Below are 20209 nucleotides of genomic sequence, written 5' to 3' on the forward strand. Positions count from 1 at the left end.
TCCTGTACTAGCGTTCGACGCATGCGTGTAGACATCGTTTCGAAGGAGTATCCTCCCGCGATCTATGGGGGAGCGGGGGTGCATGTCACCGAGCTCGTCCGCGCCCTGCGCGAGTCGATCGAGGTGCAGGTGCGGGCCTTCGGAGCCGATCGCGACGAGCCGGACACGGCCTCCTACGCGACGCCCGTCGGGCTGGCCGACGCCAACGCCGCGCTCCAGACGCTCGGCACCGATCTCGAGATGGTCGGAGACATCGCCGGCGCAGACGTCGTGCACAGCCACACCTGGTACGCGAACTTCGCGGGCCACCTGGCTTCCCTGCTCCACGGCATCCCGCACGTCGTCACCGCGCACTCGCTCGAGCCGTTGCGGCCCTGGAAGGCGGAACAGCTCGGCGGCGGCTATGCCGTGTCGAGCTACATCGAGAAGACCGCGTACGAGAACGCGGCGGCCATCATCGCGGTCAGCGACGGAATGCGCCGCGACATCCTGCGCAGCTACCCCGATCTCGATCCCGACAAGGTCTCGGTGATCTACAACGGTATCGACGTCGAGTCGTGGCGCCCCGTCGACGATCCCGCCGTGCTCGAGCGTCACGGCATCGATCCCCATCGGCCCTCGGTCGTCTTCGTCGGGCGCATCACCCGGCAGAAGGGCCTGCCGTACTTCCTGCGCGCAGCGCGGCTGCTTCCTGCCGAGGTCCAGGTCGTCCTCTGCGCCGGCGCCCCCGACACGGCGGAGATCATGGCCGAGGTGCAGGGGCTCGTGCGCGAGCTGCAGGCCGAGCGTTCGGGCGTCGTGTGGATCGAGGAGTTCCTTCAGCGCGATGAGCTGTGCGCGATCCTCACCTCTGCGACGACGTTCGTCTGCCCCTCGGTCTACGAGCCGCTCGGCATCGTCAACCTCGAGGCGATGGCGTGCGGCGCTGCGGTCGTCGGCACCGCGACGGGCGGCATTCCGGAGGTCGTCGTCGACGGCGTGACCGGACGCCTCGTGCCGATCGAACAGTCCGACGACGGCACCGGGACCCCACTCGATCCCGACAGGTTCGTCGCCGATCTGGCGGCAGCGTTGACCGAGGTCGTCTCAGACCCCGAGACGGCGCGACGCTATGGAGCCGCGGGCCGGGAGCGCGCGGCGAGCTCGTTCAGCTGGGCCGCGATCGCAGACGAGACCGCCGCGTTGTACGCGAGAGTGGCAGGGCTCGGCCGCTAGGCTGAACACATGCCGCAGGTCCTGGAGTTCTCCGACGTCGTCGTCCGCCGAAACGCCCGGAACATCATCGACCGGATCGACTGGTCGGTGTCCGATGATCAGCGCTGGGTGGTGCTCGGCCCCAACGGCGCGGGCAAGACGACTCTGCTGCAGCTCGCCGCGAGTCTCATCCACCCCACGTCGGGCGTCGTCGAGATCCTGGGGGAGCGGCTCGGCCGCACCGACGTGTTCGAGCTCCGCCCGCGCATCGGTTTCGCGTCGTCGGCCATGGCGCGTCGCATCCCCGCCGACGAGACCGTGCTCGACGTGGTCCTCACTGCGGCCTACGCGGTGACCGGCCGCTGGCGCGAGGACTACGAGGACATCGACGAGCGACGTGCGATGCGGGTTCTCGCCGAGTGGAAGCTCGACGGCCTGGCCGAGCGCACGTTCGGCACGCTCTCCGACGGCGAGCAGAAGCGCGTGCAGATCGCCCGCGCCGTCATGACCGACCCGGAGCTCCTGCTCCTCGACGAGCCCACGGCGAGCCTCGACCTCGGCGCGCGCGAAGAGCTTCTCGCTCTCCTGGGCGGCTATGCGCAGGCGCCGACGACACCGGCGATGATCATGGTCACGCACCACGTCGAGGAGATCCCCGTCGGGTTCACCCACGTCGCCCTGCTCCGCGAGGGCGGTGTGGTCGCCGCCGGCCCGCTCGCCGAGACGCTCACCGCCGAGAACCTCACCGAGACCTTCGGGCTGCCGATCACGCTCACCGCTGAGAACGGGCGATACGCGGCTCGGGCGGCATCCTGAACCTGGTAAGATCGCTCTTTGGTGCAGACGCATCGCAGACTTCCCTCGCCCTGGCAAAATCCAGGGCACCACGTAAGGAATCCCATGAAGACTGACATTCACCCCGAGTACCGCGCCGTCGTGTTCCGCGACCTGGGCTCCGGCGAGACCTTCCTGACCCGTTCGACGGTCTCGAGCGACAAGACGATCGAGCTGGACGGCGAGACCTACCCCGTCATCGACGTCGAGATCTCGTCCGCTTCGCACCCGTTCTACACGGGCAAGCAGCGCATCATGGACTCGGCCGGCCGTGTCGAGAAGTTCAACCAGCGCTTCAAGAACTTCGGCTCCAAGTAAGCCGTTCTTCGACGAAGGCCCCGCCTCGGCGGGGCCTTCGTCGTTCCCGACCGGGCACCGCCGCCTCACGAGGTCACGGCTTGACGATCGGGATCGACGCCGTCTCGGCTGCGACCTTGCGGCGATGCAGAGCGCGTTGCTCCGGCAGCGAGATGTCGAAGACGACGGCGAGCAGGCGGATGACCGTGGTCACGGCGATGCCGACGATGGCTGCGGCCACGATGGGAGCGCCGAGCGCCGAGGCGCCGGCGAGCACCGCGCAGCCCGCGGCTGCGGCGATGGCGTAGAGCGAGCCGACGTGCATGATGGCGACGGGGAGTCCGAGGATGACGTCGCGGAGCATGCTGCCGCCGACCGCCGCGCACGAGCCGATGAACACGGCCGGCACGACGGGCAGGCCGAGGACCAGTGCCTTGCTCGTCCCGAATGCGCCGAACAGGCCGATGACGACGGCGTCGAGACCGATGATGACGGCGTTGAGCCGTCGGAAGACGTTCGAAAGCAGCATCCCGACCAGGGCGGCCGAGGTCGCGGTGATGAGGTACCAGTTGCTCTGCAGAGTGACCGGCTGAACGCCCAGGAGCAGATCGCGGATGAGGCCGCCGCCCATTCCGATGAGGATGCCGATGATCACGACACCGAGCGGGTCGAGCCGCTGCTTGCCGACGAACCCGGAAGCGAACAGAGCTCCCTGGACCCCGCCGAGTCCGACGGCGGTGAGGTCCGCCCAGAGCGGGATCACGAACTGAGACTGCGTCACGGGACCATTGTCGCCGCTCGGCGCGATAATTGACGAGTGCCCACCTACCGCGACGAGGTCGTGATCCTCCGCACCCACAAGCTGGGTGAGGCGGATCGCATCGTCACGATGCTCAGCCGCCGCCATGGCAAGCTCCGAGGCGTCGCGAAGGGCGTGCGTCGGACGTCGTCGCGCTTCGGAGCCCGGCTCGAGCCGTTCATGGTCGCAGACGTCCAGATGTACAAGGGGCGGTCGCTCGACATCGTGCAGCAGGCCGAGTCGCTCGGATCGTACGGCGCTGACATCGCGACCGACTACGACCGGTACACCTCGGCGTCGGCGATGGTCGAGGCGGCCGATCGCCTCAACGAGGCCGAGACAACGCCGCAGCAGTACCTGCTGCTCGTGGGCGGCCTTCGCGCGCTCGCCCGCGGAGATCACGACAGCCGCGCCGTGCTCGACTCGTATCTGCTGCGGGCCATGGCGCTCTCGGGATGGGCGCCGTCGCTCGACGCCTGTGCCCGCTGCGGTCGTGTCGGGCCGCACGACGGGTTCGTCGCGCCGCTCGGCGGATCGGTCTGCGACTCCTGTGCTCCGGCGGGGTCGGCCCGCATCGCGCCCGAGACGGGGGAGCGGTTGCGCGCCCTCATCGCGGGCGAATGGGACACGGTCGACGCCGGTAGCGCGCGCGCGGCGAACGCCGCGTCCGGGCTGATCGCGGCCTACGCCCAGTGGCATCTCGAGCGCGGCATCCGGTCGCTCGGCCACATCGGCGTGGCGCGCTGATCGCAGTGATGGCGGGCGCCTCGAACGCTTAGGCTCGAACCGATGAGTCCCAAGCCGTACACGCACCGCGACGCGGTTCCGTATCGTCCCCTCGACTGGACCGGGGTGTACCCGCCGACGTTCCCGCGCGGCGGCGTCCCCCACCACGTCGCGATCGTCATGGACGGCAACGGGCGGTGGGCGAATCGCCGCGGCCTCACCCGCATCGAAGGTCACCGGGCGGGCGAGGAGGTGCTGCTCGACGTCGTCGCGGGCGCCATCCAGGCCGGCGTCAAGCACCTCAGCGTCTACGCGTTCTCGACCGAGAACTGGTCGCGATCGCCCGACGAGGTGCGGTTCCTGATGGGCTACAACCGTGACGTCCTGCACCGTCGGCGTGATCAGCTCAACGAATGGGGTGTGCGTGTCCGGTGGGCGGGCCGCAAGCCCCGTCTCTGGGGCTCGGTCATCTCCGAGCTCCAGTACGCCGAGCAGCTCACGCGCGACAACGACGTCCTGACGCTCACGATGTGCGTCAACTACGGCGGCCGGCACGAGATCATCGACGCCATGCAGGCGATGGGCGAGCAGATCGCCGCGGGCCGGATGAAGCCCTCCGCCATCACGGAGAAGGCGCTCCGCCGGCATCTCTACGTGCCCGACATGCCCGACGTCGACCTGTTCATCCGCTCGAGTGGCGAGCAGCGGACCTCCAACTTCCTGCTCTGGGAGGCGGCGTACGCCGAGATGGTGTTCCTCGACACGCTCTGGCCGGACTTCTCCCGATCCGACCTGTGGAGTGCGATCCAGCTGTACCTCTCGCGCGACCGTCGGTTCGGCGGCGCGGTCGACGCTCCCACCGCGTGACATCCGAACGGGAATAGCCCGCGCGCACCTCGGCGTTGCACCCGGATGTGACGGACGCAATCAAGATCGACGTGTGGAGCGACATCGCCTGCCCGTGGTGCTACATCGGCAAGCGCAACCTCGAGTCGGGCCTGGCGGCCACGGCAGATGACGACGACGCCCCGCGCGTCGAGGTGACGTTCCACTCGTTCGAGCTGTCGCCCGACACGCCCGTCGACTTCGAGGGCGACGAACTCGACTTCCTCTCGACCCACAAGGGGATGCCGCGCGAGCAGGTCCAGCAGATGCTCGACAACGTCACCGGCGTGGCCAAGGATGCCGGCCTCGACTACCACTTCGATATCCTCAAGCACACCAACACGGTCAAGGCGCACGAGCTGCTGCACGCCGCGAAGGCGGAGGGACGTCAGCACGAGATGGCCGAGCGCCTCATGGCGGCCTACTTCACCGAAGGCCGCCATGTCGGACGCATCGACGACCTCGTCGAGCTCGCCGCCGAGGTCGGCCTCGACCGCGACGCGATCCGCGAGGCGCTCGAATCGAGTGAGCATCTCCCGGCCGTCCGCGCCGACCAGGACCAGGCGCGCGCATACGGCATCAACGGCGTCCCGTTCTTCGTCATCGACGGCAAGTACGGCGTGTCCGGGGCTCAGCCCGCCGAGGCCTTCGCTCAGATCGCTCGCCAGGTGTGGGCGGAGCGCGCCGGCGTCGAAGCCGCCGGCTGAGGGGTCTCGCGAGCCGGATCAGCGCGGGAGGTTGGCCTCGATCACCGAGACGATCTCGGGGGCATCCGGCTTCGTCTGCGGACGGAACCGGTGCACCTCGCCGTCGGGCGTGATGATGAACTTCTCGAAGTTCCACATCACCGGGCCGCGGGCACCCTCCTCGTTGCGGATCTTCTTCAAGGCCTTGTAGAGGGGAGCGGCGTGCGAGCCGTTGACCCGGATCTTGTCCATGATGGGGAAGCTGACGCCCCAGGTCATCGCGCAGTAGTCGAGGATCTCGTCCATCGATCCCGGCTCCTGACCCATGAACTGGTTGCAGGGGAACCCGATGACCTGCAGGCCGCGCTCGCCGTACGTCCGCTGCAACTGCTCGAGCTGCTCGTACTGGGGCGTGAGACCGCACTTGGACGCGACGTTGACGACGAGCAGCACGCCGTCGCCGAGGTCGTCGAGCGTCGTGGGGGTGCCGTCGGCGGAGGAGAACGGAATCGAACGGATATCGGTGGTCGCTTCGGTCACGTCCCCAGGCTACGCCCGGCCGCCTTCCGGAGTCCGTCCTTCTGGGAGAATGATCTGGTGAGTACCGTCCTGTCCGCTTCCCCGCGTCTGCGGATCGGCCCGATCGCCCTGGACGCGCCCGTCGTCCTGGCCCCGATGGCCGGGATCACGAACACCGCGTTCCGTCGGCTCTGTCGCGAGTACGGCGCTGGTCTGTACGTCAGCGAGATGATCACGACCCGCGCACTCGTCGAGCGCAACGCCACGACCATGCGGCTGATCACTCATCACGAGTCCGAGAAGCCGCGCTCCATCCAGCTCTACGGCGTCGATCCCGCGACGACCGAGGCCGCCGTGCGGCTCCTCGTCGAGGAGGACCGTGCCGACCACATCGACCTGAACTTCGGATGCCCCGTGCCCAAGGTGACGCGCAAGGGCGGGGGAGCGGCTCTGCCCTGGAAGCTCAATCTGTTCCGCGACATCGTGACGCGCGCCGCGCGCGCGGCCGGTGACGTGCCGCTGACGGTCAAGATGCGCAAGGGCATCGACTCCGACCATCTGACCTACCTCGATGCGGGTCGAATCGCCGAGGACGCCGGGGTCTCCGCTGTCGCGCTCCACGCGCGAACCGCGGCGGAGTTCTACTCGGGGCAGGCCGACTGGTCCGCCATCGCCGCCCTGAAAGAAGCCGTCACGAGCGTTCCCGTCCTCGGCAACGGCGACATCTGGTCCGCCGATGATGCCGTGCGCATGATGGCGGAGACCGGCTGCGACGGCGTCGTCGTCGGTCGAGGTTGCCTTGGACGGCCGTGGCTCTTCGGAGACCTGGCACGGGCACTGGGCGAGCCCGGCTCGGCCGGTCCCGAGGTCGACGCGACGCTCGGGTTCGTCGCGACCGCCTTCCGCCGTCACGCCGAGCTGCTCGTGGAGTTCTTCGAGGACGAGGGCCGGGGATGCCGCGACATCCGCAAGCACGTCGCGTGGTACTTCAAGGGGTACCCGGTCGGCGGTGACACGCGGGCGCGGCTGGCGACCGCGTCGAGCCTCGACGAGATCGACGACATCCTCGCCACCCTCGACGGGTCGGCGCCGTACCCCGGTTCGGCGGCGGAGGGACAGCGCGGCCGTGCGGGCACCCCGAAGCGTCCGGCGCTGCCGGATCGCTGGCTGGAGTCTCGCGACGTCGACGCGGCGGAGTCGTCGGCCATCGCGGCAGCAGAGGTCGAGAACAGTGGGGGCTGAGGTCACGAGCGGGGTCGGCGTCTCAACGGGACGCCCCTCCGGCTACGACGATCACGACGCCGCCCGTTTCCACCGCGAGGAGCACCGCTCGCGCCGAGACAGCTTCGCCCGTGATCGCGCCCGTGTGCTGCATTCGGGTGCTCTTCGTCGGCTCGCCGCCAAGACGCAGGTGCTGAGCCCGGCGAGCCCGGCCGATTTCGCCCGGAACCGCCTCACGCACTCGCTCGAGGTCGCCCAGGTCGGGCGCGAGCTCGCCATCGCGCTCGAGCTCTCGCCGGATGTGGTCGATACCGCCTGCCTGTGCCACGACCTCGGACATCCGCCGTTCGGCCACAACGGCGAGCGGGCCCTCAACGATTGGGCCGAGGACATCGGCGGCTTCGAGGGTAACGCGCAGTCGCTGCGCATCCTCTCGCGTCTCGAGCCGAAGGTCGTCGACGCGTTCGGTCAGAGCGCCGGCCTCAATCTCACGCGGGCGAGCCTTGACGCGACCTGCAAGTACCCGTGGACCGTCGAGCACGCGATTCCCGACCCCGGGGGGCGCCAGAAGTTCGGTGTGTACCCCGAGGACGAGGCGGTGTTCCAGTGGATGCGGGAGGGCGCCCCGGGGCGCCTGCGCTGCATCGAGGCCGAGGTCATGGACCTCTCCGACGACATCGCCTACTCGGTCCACGACTTCGAGGATGCGGTCCTCAACGGCTACCTCGATCCGGTGCGGCTCAGCGATCCGCGCGAGCGAGAGGCGCTGCTCACGGCGATCCAGAGCTGGGTCGGCTACGGCTTCACGAAGGACGAGCTCGGCGACGCGCTGTATCGCCTGACGCTGCTCCCCGAGTGGCTCGAGTCGTACGACGGCTCGCGCGCGGCGATGGCACGTCTCAAGAACCTCACCTCCGACCTGATCGGCCGGTTCGCGCGCGCCGCTACCGCGGCGACCCGCGAGCACTACGACATCCCCGTCCTGACGCGCTTCCGCGGTCGGGTCATCGTCCCGCGCGTCATCGAGGTCGAGATGGCGGTGCTCAAGGGAGTGATCGGGGCCTTCGTCGTCTCGATCGAGGGGCGCAAGGGGCTCTACAAGGAGCAGCGCCGCGTCCTGCGCCGCCTCGCCGACGCGCTGTGGGAACGCCCCGAGCATCTGGATGCGCTGCACGCCGAGGACTTCGCCGCGGCGGTGACGGATGCCGCCCGCCGCCGGGTCATCGTCGATCAGGTCGCGACCCTCACCGACCGCTTCGCGATCGAGTGGCACGGCCGACTCGTGGGCCCGGTCGACCTGCGTGAGCTGGGCCTGTGGTCATCCGACCCTCGTGCCACCGCGCCGAGCCACTTCGCCCTGCCCGAGCCCATCGAAGGGCTCTGATGGCACGGATCCGGCAGACCGACATCGAAGAGGTCAAGGCGCGCACGAACATCGGCGATATCGTCGGCGAACGTGTCGCCCTGAAGTCCGCCGGCGTCGGCTCGCTGAAGGGGCTCTGCCCGTTCCACGACGAGCGCAGCCCCAGTTTCCACGTCCGGCCGCAGGTCGGGTACTACCACTGCTTCGGGTGCGGCGAGTCGGGCGACGTCTACTCGTTCCTGCGGGCGATGGACCACCTCTCGTTCACCGAGGCCGTCGAGCGCCTCGCCGCGCGCATTGGGTACTCGTTGCACTACGAGGACGGCGCCGCAGCCCCCGAGACGAGCGGTCGTTCCCGCCTGTACGCCGCCCACACCGCGGCGGCCGAGTTCTACCGATCGCAGCTGTCGGCCCCAGACGCGCAGGCGGCACGGCAGTTCCTCGGCGAGCGTGGCTTCGACGCCGGAGCGGCCGCGCACTTCGGGGTCGGATATGCCCCGCAGGGGTGGTCGGCACTTCGCGACGCGCTTCGGTCGCAGGGGTTCACCGACGAGGAGCTGCTGACCGGGGGACTCGTGTCGAAGGGGCAGCGCGGCGTCTACGACCGGTTCCGCGGGCGCGTGGTCTGGCCGATCCGCGACGTCGCCGGTCAGACGATCGGATTCGGCGCTCGCCGCCTGTACGACGACGACCAGGGCCCGAAGTACCTCAATACGCCCGAGACTCCGATCTACAAGAAGGCGCAGGTGCTCTACGGCCTCGACCTGGCGAAGAAGTCGATCTCTCGCGAGCATCGCGTCGTCGTCGTCGAGGGCTACACCGACGTGATGGCCTGCCATCTCGCCGGAGTGACCGGGGCCATCGCCTCGTGCGGCACGGCCTTCGGCACCGATCACATCACCGTGCTCCGTCGTGTCATGGGCGACAGTGAGGGCAGCTCGGGCGAGGTCGTCTTCACCTTCGACCCGGATGCCGCCGGTCAGAAGGCCGCGCTACGCGCTTTCGGCGACGAGAAGCGCTTCGCTGCGCAGACCTATGTCGCGGTCGCGCCCGAGGGGCTCGATCCCTGCGACCTCCGCCTCAATCGCGGGGACGCGGCGGTGCGGTCGCTCATCGAGGCCAAGGCGCCGATGTTCGAGTTCGTCATGGACCAGCGCCTGTCGACCTTCGACCTGTCCACGGTGGAAGGTCGCATCGGCGCCCTGCGCGCCGCCGCGCCCATCGTCGCCGACATCCGCGACACCGCGCTGCGGCCGGGATACACGCGCGTTCTCGCGGGGAAGCTCGGGCTCGACCTGTCGGAAGTGCAGCCCGAGGTCGAGCGTGCCGCCCGTCGTGCTGCCGCACCCGCGAGCGCACCGGAACGCGGTCGGCGTGAGGCGCCGGCGGCGGGCCGAGCCGACACAGGGGCCGTGTCCGATGCCGCGAGTGAGACCTCATCCGCGTCGGTCCGCGTCACTCTCGCCTCCCTGCCGCCGGCACTCGAGCTCGAGAAGCGCGCTCTGATGGGGGTGCTGCAGTACGGTCACCTGCTCGACAAGCACGCCGTCGACATCGCGCTGGGCCTGCCCATGCCGCATCCGGCGCTCGAGGCCGTGCGGCAAGCCGTGTCGATGCAGCCCGATCTCACCCGCCCGGGGTGGACGTCGGCCGCGGTCGACGCGACGAGGGAGCCGTACCGGACGCTGGCGATCGAGTTGCTGACGGCCGACTTCCCTGCGGGGACCGAGCGCATCGCGCAGACGACGGCGATGGAATCCCTGCGCAAGCTGCGCCAGCGGGCGCTCGAGCGTGAGAAGGCGGAGCTGCGGAGCGCTCAGCAGCGGCTCGAGCCGGGGTCGCCCGAGTTCCGTTCGATCGGGGTCGCGATCCGCGATCTCGACCTGCGGCTGCGCCAGCTCATGGAATCGGAGTAGCCGGTGCCGGTGACGAGTAGCGGTCGAACGGCGAAGACGGCAGGATGAAGCGCATGTCCCGACGACCCGACGCGGAAATCGCGGTGCACTGCGACGATCTCTCGATTGCGCGGACGGGCGATTCCGATCGCGTCGTCGAGGGGGTCAGTCTCACGGTGCGGGCGGGCGAGGCCCTCGCGGTCATGGGCGCGACCGGTTCGGGTAAATCGACGTTGCTCTCGATCCTGGCCGGAACGGCGCCGTCCGATGTGGGCGTCGTCGGCGGTTTCGGCGAAGTGGCCGGCCTCTCCGTGCGCAAGGGCGGCCGTTCCCGGCGGATGCTGACCTACTACGCCGGCCACATGCCGCAGGCGGCAGGCGCCTCGCTGCCCGCCCGCCTCACGGTGGCGGAGGTCATCGCCGAGCCCATCACCTCGCGCGACCGCCGCGTGAGCCAGCGCGCGCTCTCGCTTCGGGTCGCATCTCTGCTCGACGAGCTCCATCTTCCGCTGGGGGCGGCGTCGCAGTATCCGTACGAGCTCAGTGCCGGCATGCGCCAGCGTGTCGCGCTCGCGCGAGCCCTCGTGCTCGATCCGAAGGTCTTCATCGGCGACGACCCGTACGCGAACCTCGATATCGAGGTCCGCATCGCGGCTCGTGAAGCTCTGCTCTCGCGCCGCGATGACACGGGAATGGCGATCGTCATCGCGACGAACGACGTCGAGACGGCCGACGAACTCGATGCCGCCGCTCTCGTCCTGCACGGGGGACGTCCGGTGGGGTACGGGCAGACGGCATCGGACGTCGTGTGGACTCCCGACGGGCGGTCGCGAGCGTCCTGAGCGCCGCGACCCGCCCGGGGCGCGGTTCATGTCGTGAGCACCCCCGGAGCTTTGCTAATATAGAGGGGTTGCCCAGCGAGAGCGGGCAGCTGATCCTCGGTAGCTCAATTGGCAGAGCAATCGGCTGTTAACCGATAGGTTCTTGGTTCGAGTCCAAGCCGGGGAGCGAGAGACCCGCGTCATCTACCGCGGCTCTCACCAAAGGCCCGGGCTTCCACCCCGGGCCTTTACTCATGTGTCTGGGGTTCGCCTGGCACTCGATGCCCATTCCTCGGCCTCGAAGCGGCGCGAAGTGCCCACCGGAGACGTGCGCTCGCGCGAACGATCAGCCGAAGACGTGCAGCCCGAGGTCGTCGCTCAGCGTCTCCGCGCCGATGCGGCCGCGCACGCTCGTCCCGTGCTCGTCGAGAGGCGGGCTCACGACGGCAGCGCCGAGCCTGCCCGGAGCCGACAACACGATTGCGCCGGAGACACTGGACTTGGCGGGCACGCCGACGGCTCGCATCCAGCGACCCGATCCGTCGTAGACGCCGCACGTGGCCATGACGGCGACGACGTCTCTCGCGATCCGCGCGGAGACCGCCCGTTCGCCGGTCACGGGATTCACGCCGCCGAGCGCGAGCGTCGCGCCCATGACGGCCAGGGTCTGCGCGTTGACGAGAACGGCGCAGGCACGGGCGTAGACCGAGACGGCGTCGTCCGCGCGGACGGCGAGCGTTCCCTCGTCGCGCATGAGGTGAGCGAGCGCGTGATTGCGATCGCCCAGCAGATGCTCGCTATGGGCGACGTCGTCGTCCACCTCCAGCCGGCGGCCTGCGAAGCTCGACAGGCCCGCGACGATACGGCTCGCGCGTTCGTCAGGATCGTCGCCGTCGACGAGAGCGCAGGTGAGGATGGCGCCGGCGTTCACCATCGGGTTCGGGGGTCTTCCTGTGCCGCTCTCGAGCTTGATGGCGTCGAACGCCTCGCCCGTCGGCTCGATCCCGACCCGGTCGAGGGCGGCGCCATCGGTGTCGGCGAGAGCGAGGGCGAACAGGAACGGCTTGACCGCCGACTGGATGCTGAACGGCACCGCACCGTCTGCGGACGAGCGAACCGACCCGTCGGGCAGCGCGAGGGCGATCGCACACAGGTCGGGGTCGGCGTCGGCGAGCTCGGGGATGCTCGTGGAGCGTTCGCCGCCGCTCTCGGGGAGGAGCCGCTGACGCAGCGCGTCGAGATCCAGCTCTCGGGGGTCGGCGGCGGCGCTCACAGCGTCAGGCGTCCAGGTCGTCGACGCCCGGCATCCAGGCATTGCCGGGACGACCCCATCCGCGCTTCTTCGCGAGCTTCTGCGTCGTCTTCCAGTCGGAGTCGTCGAGGCGGTCGATGTAGAGGATGCCGTCGAGGTGATCGAACTCGTGCTGCATGATGCGCGCGCGCCAGCCGTCGACCCGGATCTCGACGGGGGAGCCGGCGAGGTCGGTGCCCGTCACGAGCACCTCTTCGGATCGTCGCAGCGGGAATCGCTCGCCCGGGAAGGAGAGGCACCCCTCCGACTCGTCATCGGGGTCGGGTGAACCAGGCTCGAGGGGCCGCATCCAGAGCTCGGGATTGATGATCTCGCCGCGCCAGGGCTGGCCGTCGTCGTCCTGGTACGTGTAGACGTAGATCCGCAGGCCGACGCCGACCTGCGGAGCAGCCAGGCCGACCCCGGGCGCGGCGTCCATGGTCTCGTACATGTCGGCGACGAGCTGACGAATCTCGTCCGTGATCTCGGTGACGGGCTCGGCGGGGGCGTGCAGCACGGGGTCGCCCATGATGCGAATCGGAAGAACGGGCACGTTGCGAGCCTAATCGAGCCCGCTTCGCCGTTATGGTCGATAGGTGATTCCGTTTGTCGCGTCCCTCGATGACGTCACCGATCAGCTGATCGGAGTCTTCCGCGAACCCAGAATCCTCATCGGAATCCCGCTCGCGCTGCTCGGCGCCGTGTTCATGTCCTTCGGTGCTCTCTACCAGCACCGGGGAGTGCAGAAGGTCGAGAGGCTCACCAACTCCTCCGGCAGCGCAGGCCTGAACGGCTCGCAGCTCCTCAGTCTGCTCAAGCGGCCGTCCTGGGTGGCCGGCACCATCATGCTGGGCCTTGCGATCGTCTGCCAGCTCGCGGCCCTCACCTTCGCACCGCTGATTCTGGTTCAGCCCCTCGGCGCGATCTCCCTCGTCATCACGACGCTGCTCAACGCGCGGATCACGGGCGTCAAACCGACCCGACGGTCGGTGCGCTCGATCATCCTGTGCGTCGGAGGCATCCTCGCTTTCGTGACGGTCGCAGCGCTCGTCGCCACCGAGGAGCCGATCGACCAAGCGCAGCTCATCACGATCCTCGCTCTGCTGGCGGGCGTGCTGCTGATTTCCGGCGCCGTATGGATGCTGGTGCGCAAGGGCGCGAAGCCGCTGTTCTACATCGCGGCCTCCGGCATCATCTACGGTTTCGTCGCGACCCTCGCCAAGGTGGTCATCTCGCGCATTCAGAACGGCGACTTCGAATGGCTGACGCTGCTCTGTCTCGTCGGACTGATCACGGCCACGGCGGTCGGCGCGTACTTCGTCCAGACCGCATACTCCGTCGGCCCACCCGACCTGGTGATCGCCGGGCTCACCGTCATCGACCCGATCGTCGCCGTCATCATCGGAATCGCGATCCTCCGTGAAGCCGCGACCGCGCCGTTGCCCGCTTTCGTCGGATTCGTCATCGCCGGCGCGATCGCGGTGTACGGCGTGACCTCCCTGGCGCGCAATCATCCGCAGGTCGTGCTCGACAGCCAACAGCTCCCGATCCCGCGGGGCAGCAAAGGCAAGCGGCTCGACGACTGAACAGTCGCATCGGCTCCGCGCGGCTCGCGCGCTAGGCTCGATACGACAGGGGGCGGTGGCCAAGCTGGTCAAGGCAGCGGGCTCATAACCCGACGATCGTGGGTTCAAGTCCCACCCGCCCTACGCACGAATGGCCGCCCGCGGGCGGCCATTCGCATGCGCACGCGCGTGGTGTCAGGGGTGCGTGATCGCGGGGTCCTGCGGGAAGTCGGTGTTCTCGTCGCCGGCCTCGAGATCGGTGTCGCCGAGGTCGGACCCGGCGCGCGCGGCGTCGGCCTTGACCTCGTCGCTGGCGGCATCCGTCGGCGCGGCGTCGTCGGCGTGCGCGTCGTCGGCGTCGCGGTGGTGGGGAGTGCTGTCGGTCATGCGGCATCCTTTCCTCGGGGTGTGGCATCAGCCTGCTGTCCGGATGCGACGCGAGGAAGCCGCTTGACATCGGATGTCGAGCGAGATCGTGACACGGTTGTGATTCTTCAGGTTCGTACGCGATAATCGACGCCATAACCGAACACACCGCCGGCATCCGGAATCAGGTCGTAGGGGAAGACGTACCTGACGAAACGGAGAAGTCATGGCGACACCACATGCGCGTGGAGTGATCTTCATCCACTCCGCGCCACGCGCGTTGTGCCCGCACCTCGAGTGGGCGGCAGGGCGTGCCCTCGGGCGCGCGGTGAGCTTCGACTGGGAGGACCAGCCGGTGCTCGACGGCAGCCGCCGTGCGGAGTTCTACTGGGAAGGCCCCGCCGGAACCGGAGCAGCTCTCGCGACCGCCATCCGCGGCTGGGAGCACCTGCGGTTCGAGGTCTCGGAGGACCCTACGCCGCGAAGTGACGGCGGGCGCTGGATGCACACGCCCAGCCTCGGCATCCACTACGCCCAGACCGACGCCTCCGGCAACGTCGTGATCGGCGAGGATCGGATCCGATACGCCATGGAGATCGCGGCGGGAGATGTCCGCGAGCTTCAGCGCGAGCTCGACGTCGCGCTGGGCGCCGCGTGGGACGAGGAACTGGAGCCGTTCCGCCACGCCGGCGATGATGCCGCGGTGGTGTGGCTGCACAAGGTGGGGTGATCACCCGCCGCACAGACCCAGCCGGCCCGTGCGTCCGTACCGAGCCCCGGTGGAACGATCCCGGGGGACGGGAGCACGTACGGGGCGGCTGACCCGAAAGAAGAACAGACCCCCGCGGAACGCCGTCCGCGGGGGTCTGTTTCGTGAAGCGGGCCGATCAGGCCGATCGGAACGCGACGACCGCGTTGTGACCGCCGAAGCCGAACGAGTTGCTGATCGCGAGCAGGTCTCCGTCGCCGAGGCTCTGGGTCTCGCCCGACACGCGGAACGGCACGGCGGGGTCCTGCTCGGTGATGTTGATCGTCGGCGGCGCGATGCGCTCGCGCAGGGCCAGGATCGTGAAGATCGCCTCGAGCGCGCCGGTTCCGCCGAGCAGGTGACCGGTGGACGCCTTCGTCGCCGAGACGGGGATCTCGTCGATGCGGTCGCCGAAGACGTCGCGCAGGGCCTGGTACTCGTTGGGGTCGCCGACGGGGGTCGAGGTCGCGTGCGCGTTGATGTGCGCGACGTCATCGGGCGAGGCGTCCGCCTGCTCGAGGGCCGCGCGCACAGCGCGCGAGGCGCCTGCGCCTTCGGGGTCGTTGGCCGTGATGTGGTACGAGTCGGCGGTGACGCCGCCACCTACCGCGTAGGCGTAGATCTTCGCGCCGCGGGCCTTGGCGTGCTCCTCGGTCTCGAGGATCAGCACGCCGGCGCCCTCTCCCATGACGAAGCCGTCGCGGTCGATGCTCGTCGGGCGCGAGGCTGTCGCCGGGTCGTCATTGCGACGCGAGAGCGCCTGCATCGACGAGAACGACGCCATCGTGATGGGGTGGATCGCCGATTCGGTGCCGCCCGCGATGACGATGTCGGCCAGGCCGTCCTGCAGATGCTCGATCGCGTTGACGATCGATTCCGTGCTGGATGCGCACGCGCTCGCCACCGTCCGAGCGAAGGCGCGCGCACGGAAATGGAGCGACAGGTTGCCTGCCGCAGCGTTCGGCATCAGCATCGGAACCGTCATCGGCAGAACCCGGCGCGGTCCCTTCTCGCGGAGTGTGTCCCAGGCGTCGAGCAGCGTCCAGACCCCGCCGATGCCGGTCGCGAAGTCGACGCCGAGGCGCTCGGGGTCGACTTCGGGGCTGCCGGCGTCGGCCCACGCCTCCATCGCCGCGACCATCGCGAACTGGGACGCGGGGTCGAGGCGCTTCGCGACGGGCCGCTCCAGCACGGAGTCGGGTCGCACGATCGCCTCGGCGGCGAAGTGGACCGGAATCTGGTACTTCTCGACCCACTCGTGCTCGAGTGTGCGCGTGCCGGAATGGCCGGCCAGCAGGCCGTCCCAGCTCTCGGGCGCGGTACCGCCCAGGGGCGACGACGCTCCGATTCCGGTGACGACGATACGCGGGGTGCTCATGGATCTCCTCGGTGGAACCCCGGCGGGGGCGTGCGCCCCCGCCGGTGGGGGTTACGCCTGGTTGGACGTGATGTAGGTGACGGCGTCGCCGACGGTCTTGAGGTTCTTGACCTCTTCGTCGGGGATGGTGACGCTGAACTTCTCCTCGGCGTTGACGACGATCGTCATCATCGAGATCGAGTCGATGTCGAGGTCGTCGGTGAACGACTTCTCCAGGGCGACCTCGTCGGCCGAGATGCCGGTCTCGTCGGTGATGAGCTCGGCGAGTCCTGCGAGGACCTCGTCGTTGCTGAATGCCATGGGGTTTCTCCTTGTTATCTCTGGACCGACCCGGACGCGGGCCGCTGTTCAGTCTAGGTGCGAGGGCGCGCCCGATCAGGGAAGGACGACGACCTGCGCGCCGAAGACGAGCCCCGCGCCGAAGCCGATCTGCAGGGCCAGGCCGCCGCTCAGCTCGGGGTTCTCCTCGAGCAGGCGGTGAGTGGCGAGGGGGATGGATGCCGCCGACGTGTTGCCGGTGGTCTCGATGTCGCGACCGATCGCGACGGTCTCGGGCAGGCCGAGCTGCTTCGCGAACTCGTCGATGATGCGCATGTTCGCCTGATGCGGGATGAACGCGGCGAGATCTCCGGCCTGGATACCGGCCTCCTCGATGGCGCGGCGTGCGACCTTCACCATCTCCCAGACGGCCCAGCGGAACACCGTGGGTCCCTCCTGGCGGAGCGTCGGCCAGGGCGCGGTGCCGTCGCGGAAGTCGACGAGCGTGTGGTTCATACCCACGGCGTCGGCCTTCGACCCGTCCGAGCCCCACACCGTCGGTCCGATGCCCGGGGTGTCGCTCGGACCGATGATCGCGGCCCCCGCGCCATCGCCGAGGAGGAAGGAGATCGTGCGGTCGGTCGGGTCGACGATGTCGCTGAGCTTCTCTGCGCCCACGACGGCGACGTAGCGTGCGGCGCCCGCGCGAACGAGGGCATCTGCCTGGGTCACTCCGTACGAGAAGCCGGCGCACGCCGCGTTGACGTCGTAGGCCGCCGCCGGGTTCGCACCGACGCGGTCGGCGACGATCGCCGAGACGGAGGGCGTCTGCTTGGGGTTCGAGATCGTCGAGACGATCACGGCGTCGACCTGGTCGGCGGGCACGCCGCTGCGCTGGATCGCCTCGGCCACGGCATCCGCGGCGAGATCGATGACGGTGGTGTCCTTATCGGCGCGGACGCGGGTCACGATGCCGGTGCGCTGGCGGATCCACTCGTCGCTCGAGTCGATGGGGCCGACGAGGTCGTCGTTCGGCACCGCGTTCTCTCCGCGAGCTGCGCCGTAGGCGTAGATCCGGGTGTGGGCGGGGCCGGTGGCCTGGCGAATGGCGGCGGTCATGCGGCACCTCCGGAGATGAGAGCGGATGCGGCGACGAGGTCGTCGGGGGTCTTCACGGCGACCGACGGGACGCCGCGCAGGGCACGCTTCGCGAGCCCCACGAGGGTGCCCGCGGGCGCGAACTCGATGATGCCGGTCACGCCGTGTTCGGCGAACGACGACATGCAGAGGTCCCAACGCACGGGGGAGGCGACCTGGGCGACCAGTCGGTCGAGCGCGTCGCGGCCCTCGGTCACGACGGCACCGTCGCGGTTGGACCACAGCGTGAGAGCGGGCTCGTTCACCGAGGTGGCGGATGCCGCGTCGGCGAGCGTCTCGACGGCAGGTGCCATGTATCGCGTGTGGAACGCACCGGCGACCTGCAGCGGGATGACCCGGGTCGACGCGACCGGCTCCGCGGCGAGGCTTGCGAGAGCGTCGAGGGCGCCGGCTGCGACGATCTGTCCGCCCCCGTTGTAGTTGGCGGGGGTGAGGTCGAGCTCGTGGAGGCGAGCGACCACGGCATCCTGGTCGCCGCCGAGCACGGCGCTCATGCCGGTCTGCTCGCGCGTCGCGGCATCCGCCATCGCGCGACCGCGCAGTCCGACCAGGCGCATCGCGTCGTCGTCTCCGATGACGCAGGCCGCGGAGAGTGCCGCGATCTCGCCGACGGAGTGCCCGGCCACGCCTGCGGGACGCTCGGTCCCGCGCGTGAGCGCGTCGAACGACAGCAGGCTCGCCGCGACGATGAGCGGTTGGGCCACGGCGGTGTCGCGGATGCGATCGGCATCCCACTCCGTGCCGGCGGCCACGAGGTCGACCTCGGCGAGCTCGGAGTAGCGCTCGAGGCGCTCGCGCGCACCGTCCAGCTCGAGCCACGGGGCGAGGAAGCCGGGGGATTGCGACCCCTGCCCGGGGAACACGGCGATGATCACTGTTACATCCTTCCAAGTTCAGCAGTCCGACCGCTGGCGACGATGTCACAACAATGCGGCGAACCTTTGTGTCGACCGTACAGTCGAGGGGTCGTGGGACGGGTTCGGCGCTCCGGCCGGGGCCGTCAGCCCCGGCGCGACTGAGGCGCCCGCCGCCTGGTGAGGTCGTTGCCGATCGAGCCCAGGATGAGCGCTGTCTGCAGGATGAGGGCCTCACGGGGGCCGGTGGCATCCCATCCGATGACATCCGACACCCGCTTCAGCCGGTACCGGACGGTGTTGGGGTGGACGAAGAGCTCGCGCGCCGTCGCTTCGAGGGAACGGCCGTTGTCGAGGTAGCTCCACAAGGTCGCGACGAGGTCGGCCGAATGGGCCAGCAGCGGACGGTAGATCCGCTCGACGAGAGTCGCCTTGGCGACGGGGTCGCCGGCCAGCGCGCGCTCGGGCAGCAGATCGTCCGCCTCGACCGGTCGCGGCGCGTGACGCCACGCGCTCGCCACCGCGAAGCCGGCGAGGGCGGCACGGGCGCTCTGGCTCGCGTCCACGAGTGCCGGGACGGTGGGGCCGAGCACGAGGTGGCCCGCTCCGAAACCGGGCTCGAGACGAGCGGCGATCTCGAGGAAGGTCAGCTCGGGCACGGGCTCGATGCGACCCGGGAGGTCGGCGCGCCCGATCACGAGCACCAGGCGCAGTCCCTGGACGCCGACGAGCACGTCGACGCCCATCTTGCGCGCGGCGCGGCGGAGCTGGTCGACATCGAACTGCGGGGGAGCCGTGCCGACGAGGACGGCGACCGCGCCGTGCCCGTGCCAGCCGAGCGCGGCGATCCGACTCGGCAGCTCATCGTCGGTCTCGCCGGTCAGGATCGAGTCGACGACGAGCGCTTCGAGACGGGCGTCCCACAGCCCGCGGGCCTCGGCCGCTCGTGCGTAGACGTCTGCGGCGGCGAAAGCCACGTCGCGCGAGTACTTCAGGATCGCCTCGCGCACATCGTCGCCGCGGTGTGCCACGCGTTCTTCCGTGACCTCGACGGTCACCCGCACGAGCTGCAGGGTCTGCGTCAGGCTGACGCTGCGCAGCAGCTCGCGCGGAGCCGCGGCGAAGATGTCCGCCGCGATGCGGGGCGTCGACGTCGGGTCCTCGTACCACTGGATGAACGAGGTGATGCCCGCCTGCGCGACCAGTCCTACGGAGGACCGGCGCGCAGGCGGCATCTCGGCGTACCAGGGCAGCGTCTCCTCGAGCCGATTGATCGTGGCCGTGGCCAGATCACCCGAGATCCGGCGGAGCCACGCGAGTGTCTCCGCCTTCGAGCTGTCGTCGGTCACCG

22 protein-coding genes and 2 tRNA genes are annotated in these 20209 nt (G+C 69.5%); 14 read left to right on the top strand and 10 right to left on the bottom strand.

Translation table 11 applies throughout. From position 1 onward, the window contains the following. Nucleotides 1-21 precede the first annotated feature (21 nt). From glgA to AA0Y20_RS09145, 3 genes are all read left to right on the top strand, one after another. Nucleotides 22-1215 carry a glycogen synthase gene (gene glgA / locus AA0Y20_RS09135; protein WP_412938891.1) on the top strand — a complete coding sequence of 398 codons (1194 nt, stop codon included), beginning with the start codon at nucleotides 22-24 and terminating at the stop codon, nucleotides 1213-1215. A 9-nt stretch (nucleotides 1216-1224) separates the two neighbouring features. Further along, nucleotides 1225-2010, top strand: coding sequence for an ABC transporter ATP-binding protein (locus AA0Y20_RS09140; protein WP_412938893.1), 786 nt, complete (start codon nucleotides 1225-1227; stop codon nucleotides 2008-2010). Nucleotides 2011-2094: 84 nt separating this feature from the next. After that, nucleotides 2095-2346, top strand: a complete 252-nt coding sequence (locus tag AA0Y20_RS09145; RefSeq protein WP_018186539.1) for a type B 50S ribosomal protein L31 — start codon at nucleotides 2095-2097, stop codon at nucleotides 2344-2346. A gap of 73 nt (nucleotides 2347-2419) precedes the next feature. Here the strand turns inward: AA0Y20_RS09145 and AA0Y20_RS09150 are convergent, their stop codons facing one another. Then, complete coding sequence (locus AA0Y20_RS09150; protein ID WP_412938895.1) at nucleotides 2420-3106, bottom strand: trimeric intracellular cation channel family protein; 687 nt, start codon at nucleotides 3104-3106, stop codon at nucleotides 2420-2422. Nucleotides 3107-3142: 36 nt separating this feature from the next. Between AA0Y20_RS09150 and recO the strand changes: the two genes are divergently transcribed. Genes recO through AA0Y20_RS09165 form a run of 3 tightly spaced genes read left to right on the top strand, consistent with a single transcriptional unit; the run spans nucleotide 3143 to nucleotide 5442 of the window. Next, nucleotides 3143-3871, top strand: a complete 729-nt coding sequence (gene recO, locus AA0Y20_RS09155; RefSeq protein ID WP_412938897.1) for a DNA repair protein RecO — start codon at nucleotides 3143-3145, stop codon at nucleotides 3869-3871. 42 nt (nucleotides 3872-3913) lie between these two features. Then, nucleotides 3914-4717 carry an isoprenyl transferase gene (locus AA0Y20_RS09160; protein ID WP_412938898.1) on the top strand — a complete coding sequence of 268 codons (804 nt, stop codon included), beginning with the start codon at nucleotides 3914-3916 and terminating at the stop codon, nucleotides 4715-4717. A 47-nt stretch (nucleotides 4718-4764) separates the two neighbouring features. Beyond that, the gene (locus AA0Y20_RS09165) at nucleotides 4765-5442 is read left to right on the top strand and encodes a DsbA family protein (RefSeq protein ID WP_412938900.1); all 678 of its coding nucleotides are present in this window, start codon (nucleotides 4765-4767) and stop codon (nucleotides 5440-5442) included. 18 nt (nucleotides 5443-5460) lie between these two features. On the opposite strand, the gene AA0Y20_RS09170 is transcribed toward AA0Y20_RS09165, so the two are convergent. Continuing rightward, nucleotides 5461-5961, bottom strand: coding sequence for a glutathione peroxidase (locus AA0Y20_RS09170; RefSeq protein ID WP_412938901.1), 501 nt, complete (start codon nucleotides 5959-5961; stop codon nucleotides 5461-5463). 57 nt (nucleotides 5962-6018) lie between these two features. On the opposite strand from AA0Y20_RS09170, the gene dusB reads away from it, so the two are divergent. The 5 genes from dusB to AA0Y20_RS09195 all read left to right on the top strand — a co-directional run bounded on the left by dusB (nucleotide 6019) and on the right by AA0Y20_RS09195 (nucleotide 11427). Then, entirely contained in the window at nucleotides 6019-7182 is a 1164-nt protein-coding gene (gene dusB, locus AA0Y20_RS09175) for a tRNA dihydrouridine synthase DusB (protein WP_412938903.1), read from the top strand. Continuing rightward, a complete protein-coding gene (locus AA0Y20_RS09180) occupies nucleotides 7172-8545 on the top strand; it encodes a deoxyguanosinetriphosphate triphosphohydrolase (protein WP_412938904.1) in 1374 nt (457 codons plus the stop codon). Before dusB ends, AA0Y20_RS09180 begins: the two co-directional genes overlap by 11 nt. Then, nucleotides 8545-10440, top strand: coding sequence for a DNA primase (gene dnaG, locus AA0Y20_RS09185; RefSeq protein WP_412938906.1), 1896 nt, complete (start codon nucleotides 8545-8547; stop codon nucleotides 10438-10440). Before AA0Y20_RS09180 ends, dnaG begins: the two co-directional genes overlap by 1 nt. Before the next feature lie 53 nt (nucleotides 10441-10493). After that, nucleotides 10494-11261 carry an ATP-binding cassette domain-containing protein gene (locus AA0Y20_RS09190; RefSeq protein WP_412938908.1) on the top strand — a complete coding sequence of 256 codons (768 nt, stop codon included), beginning with the start codon at nucleotides 10494-10496 and terminating at the stop codon, nucleotides 11259-11261. Between the two features lie 93 nt (nucleotides 11262-11354). Continuing rightward, nucleotides 11355-11427, top strand: a tRNA-Asn gene (locus AA0Y20_RS09195). Between the two features lie 159 nt (nucleotides 11428-11586). Here the strand turns inward: AA0Y20_RS09195 and glsA are convergent. Together glsA and def are read right to left on the bottom strand one after the other, a co-directional pair. Next, nucleotides 11587-12513, bottom strand: a complete 927-nt coding sequence (gene glsA, locus AA0Y20_RS09200) for a glutaminase A (protein ID WP_412938910.1) — start codon at nucleotides 12511-12513, stop codon at nucleotides 11587-11589. Nucleotides 12514-12517: 4 nt separating this feature from the next. After that, nucleotides 12518-13084: a peptide deformylase gene (gene def / locus AA0Y20_RS09205; RefSeq protein ID WP_412938912.1), complete on the bottom strand. Its 567-nt coding sequence runs from the start codon at nucleotides 13082-13084 to the stop codon at nucleotides 12518-12520. Between the two features lie 43 nt (nucleotides 13085-13127). Between def and AA0Y20_RS09210 the strand changes: the two genes are divergently transcribed. Further along, nucleotides 13128-14117 carry a DMT family transporter gene (locus AA0Y20_RS09210; protein WP_412938914.1) on the top strand — a complete coding sequence of 330 codons (990 nt, stop codon included), beginning with the start codon at nucleotides 13128-13130 and terminating at the stop codon, nucleotides 14115-14117. Nucleotides 14118-14166: 49 nt separating this feature from the next. Beyond that, nucleotides 14167-14240: transfer RNA gene (locus AA0Y20_RS09215), tRNA-Ile, on the top strand. Between the two features lie 51 nt (nucleotides 14241-14291). Here the strand turns inward: AA0Y20_RS09215 and AA0Y20_RS09220 are convergent. After that, nucleotides 14292-14483 (bottom strand): hypothetical protein, encoded by a 192-nt coding sequence (locus tag AA0Y20_RS09220; RefSeq protein WP_412938916.1) that lies wholly within the window; start codon nucleotides 14481-14483, stop codon nucleotides 14292-14294. A gap of 205 nt (nucleotides 14484-14688) precedes the next feature. Between AA0Y20_RS09220 and AA0Y20_RS09225 the strand changes: the two genes are divergently transcribed. Beyond that, the gene (locus AA0Y20_RS09225) at nucleotides 14689-15192 is read left to right on the top strand and encodes a DUF3145 domain-containing protein (protein ID WP_412938917.1); all 504 of its coding nucleotides are present in this window, start codon (nucleotides 14689-14691) and stop codon (nucleotides 15190-15192) included. A 157-nt stretch (nucleotides 15193-15349) separates the two neighbouring features. Here the strand turns inward: AA0Y20_RS09225 and AA0Y20_RS09230 are convergent, their stop codons facing one another. The 5 genes from AA0Y20_RS09230 to AA0Y20_RS09250 form a co-directional block, all read right to left on the bottom strand. Further along, entirely contained in the window at nucleotides 15350-16588 is a 1239-nt protein-coding gene (locus tag AA0Y20_RS09230) for a beta-ketoacyl-[acyl-carrier-protein] synthase family protein (RefSeq protein ID WP_412938919.1), read from the bottom strand. A 51-nt stretch (nucleotides 16589-16639) separates the two neighbouring features. Then, nucleotides 16640-16888 carry an acyl carrier protein gene (locus tag AA0Y20_RS09235; protein ID WP_091499275.1) on the bottom strand — a complete coding sequence of 83 codons (249 nt, stop codon included), beginning with the start codon at nucleotides 16886-16888 and terminating at the stop codon, nucleotides 16640-16642. 75 nt (nucleotides 16889-16963) lie between these two features. Beyond that, on the bottom strand, nucleotides 16964-17965 hold the full coding sequence (locus tag AA0Y20_RS09240; RefSeq protein ID WP_412938921.1) for a beta-ketoacyl-ACP synthase III: 1002 nt from the start codon (nucleotides 17963-17965) through the stop codon (nucleotides 16964-16966). After that, a complete protein-coding gene (locus AA0Y20_RS09245; RefSeq protein ID WP_412938923.1) occupies nucleotides 17962-18879 on the bottom strand; it encodes an ACP S-malonyltransferase in 918 nt (305 codons plus the stop codon). Before AA0Y20_RS09245 ends, AA0Y20_RS09240 begins: the two co-directional genes overlap by 4 nt. A gap of 125 nt (nucleotides 18880-19004) precedes the next feature. Then, nucleotides 19005-20207, bottom strand: a complete 1203-nt coding sequence (locus AA0Y20_RS09250) for a PucR family transcriptional regulator (RefSeq protein WP_412938924.1) — start codon at nucleotides 20205-20207, stop codon at nucleotides 19005-19007. Nucleotides 20208-20209 lie beyond the last annotated feature (2 nt).

Origin of the sequence: Microbacterium pratiae, from assembly GCF_047302165.1 — a bacterium.
In the GTDB taxonomy this organism is placed as follows: domain Bacteria; phylum Actinomycetota; class Actinomycetes; order Actinomycetales; family Microbacteriaceae; genus Microbacterium.

Coding starts and splice junctions, on each gene's coding strand:
- AA0Y20_RS09235 (WP_091499275.1), bottom strand. CDS start 16,888: ATGGCATTCAGCAACGACGAGGTCCTCGCAGGACTCGCCGAGCTCATC.
- AA0Y20_RS09140 (WP_412938893.1), top strand. CDS start 1,225: ATGCCGCAGGTCCTGGAGTTCTCCGACGTCGTCGTCCGCCGAAACGCC.
- AA0Y20_RS09190 (WP_412938908.1), top strand. CDS start 10,494: ATGTCCCGACGACCCGACGCGGAAATCGCGGTGCACTGCGACGATCTC.
- dnaG (WP_412938906.1), top strand. CDS start 8,545: ATGGCACGGATCCGGCAGACCGACATCGAAGAGGTCAAGGCGCGCACG.
- AA0Y20_RS09160 (WP_412938898.1), top strand. CDS start 3,914: ATGAGTCCCAAGCCGTACACGCACCGCGACGCGGTTCCGTATCGTCCC.
- AA0Y20_RS09145 (WP_018186539.1), top strand. CDS start 2,095: ATGAAGACTGACATTCACCCCGAGTACCGCGCCGTCGTGTTCCGCGAC.
- AA0Y20_RS09240 (WP_412938921.1), bottom strand. CDS start 17,965: ATGACCGCCGCCATTCGCCAGGCCACCGGCCCCGCCCACACCCGGATC.
- glgA (WP_412938891.1), top strand. CDS start 22: ATGCGTGTAGACATCGTTTCGAAGGAGTATCCTCCCGCGATCTATGGG.
- AA0Y20_RS09230 (WP_412938919.1), bottom strand. CDS start 16,588: ATGAGCACCCCGCGTATCGTCGTCACCGGAATCGGAGCGTCGTCGCCC.
- AA0Y20_RS09220 (WP_412938916.1), bottom strand. CDS start 14,483: ATGACCGACAGCACTCCCCACCACCGCGACGCCGACGACGCGCACGCC.
- AA0Y20_RS09225 (WP_412938917.1), top strand. CDS start 14,689: ATGGCGACACCACATGCGCGTGGAGTGATCTTCATCCACTCCGCGCCA.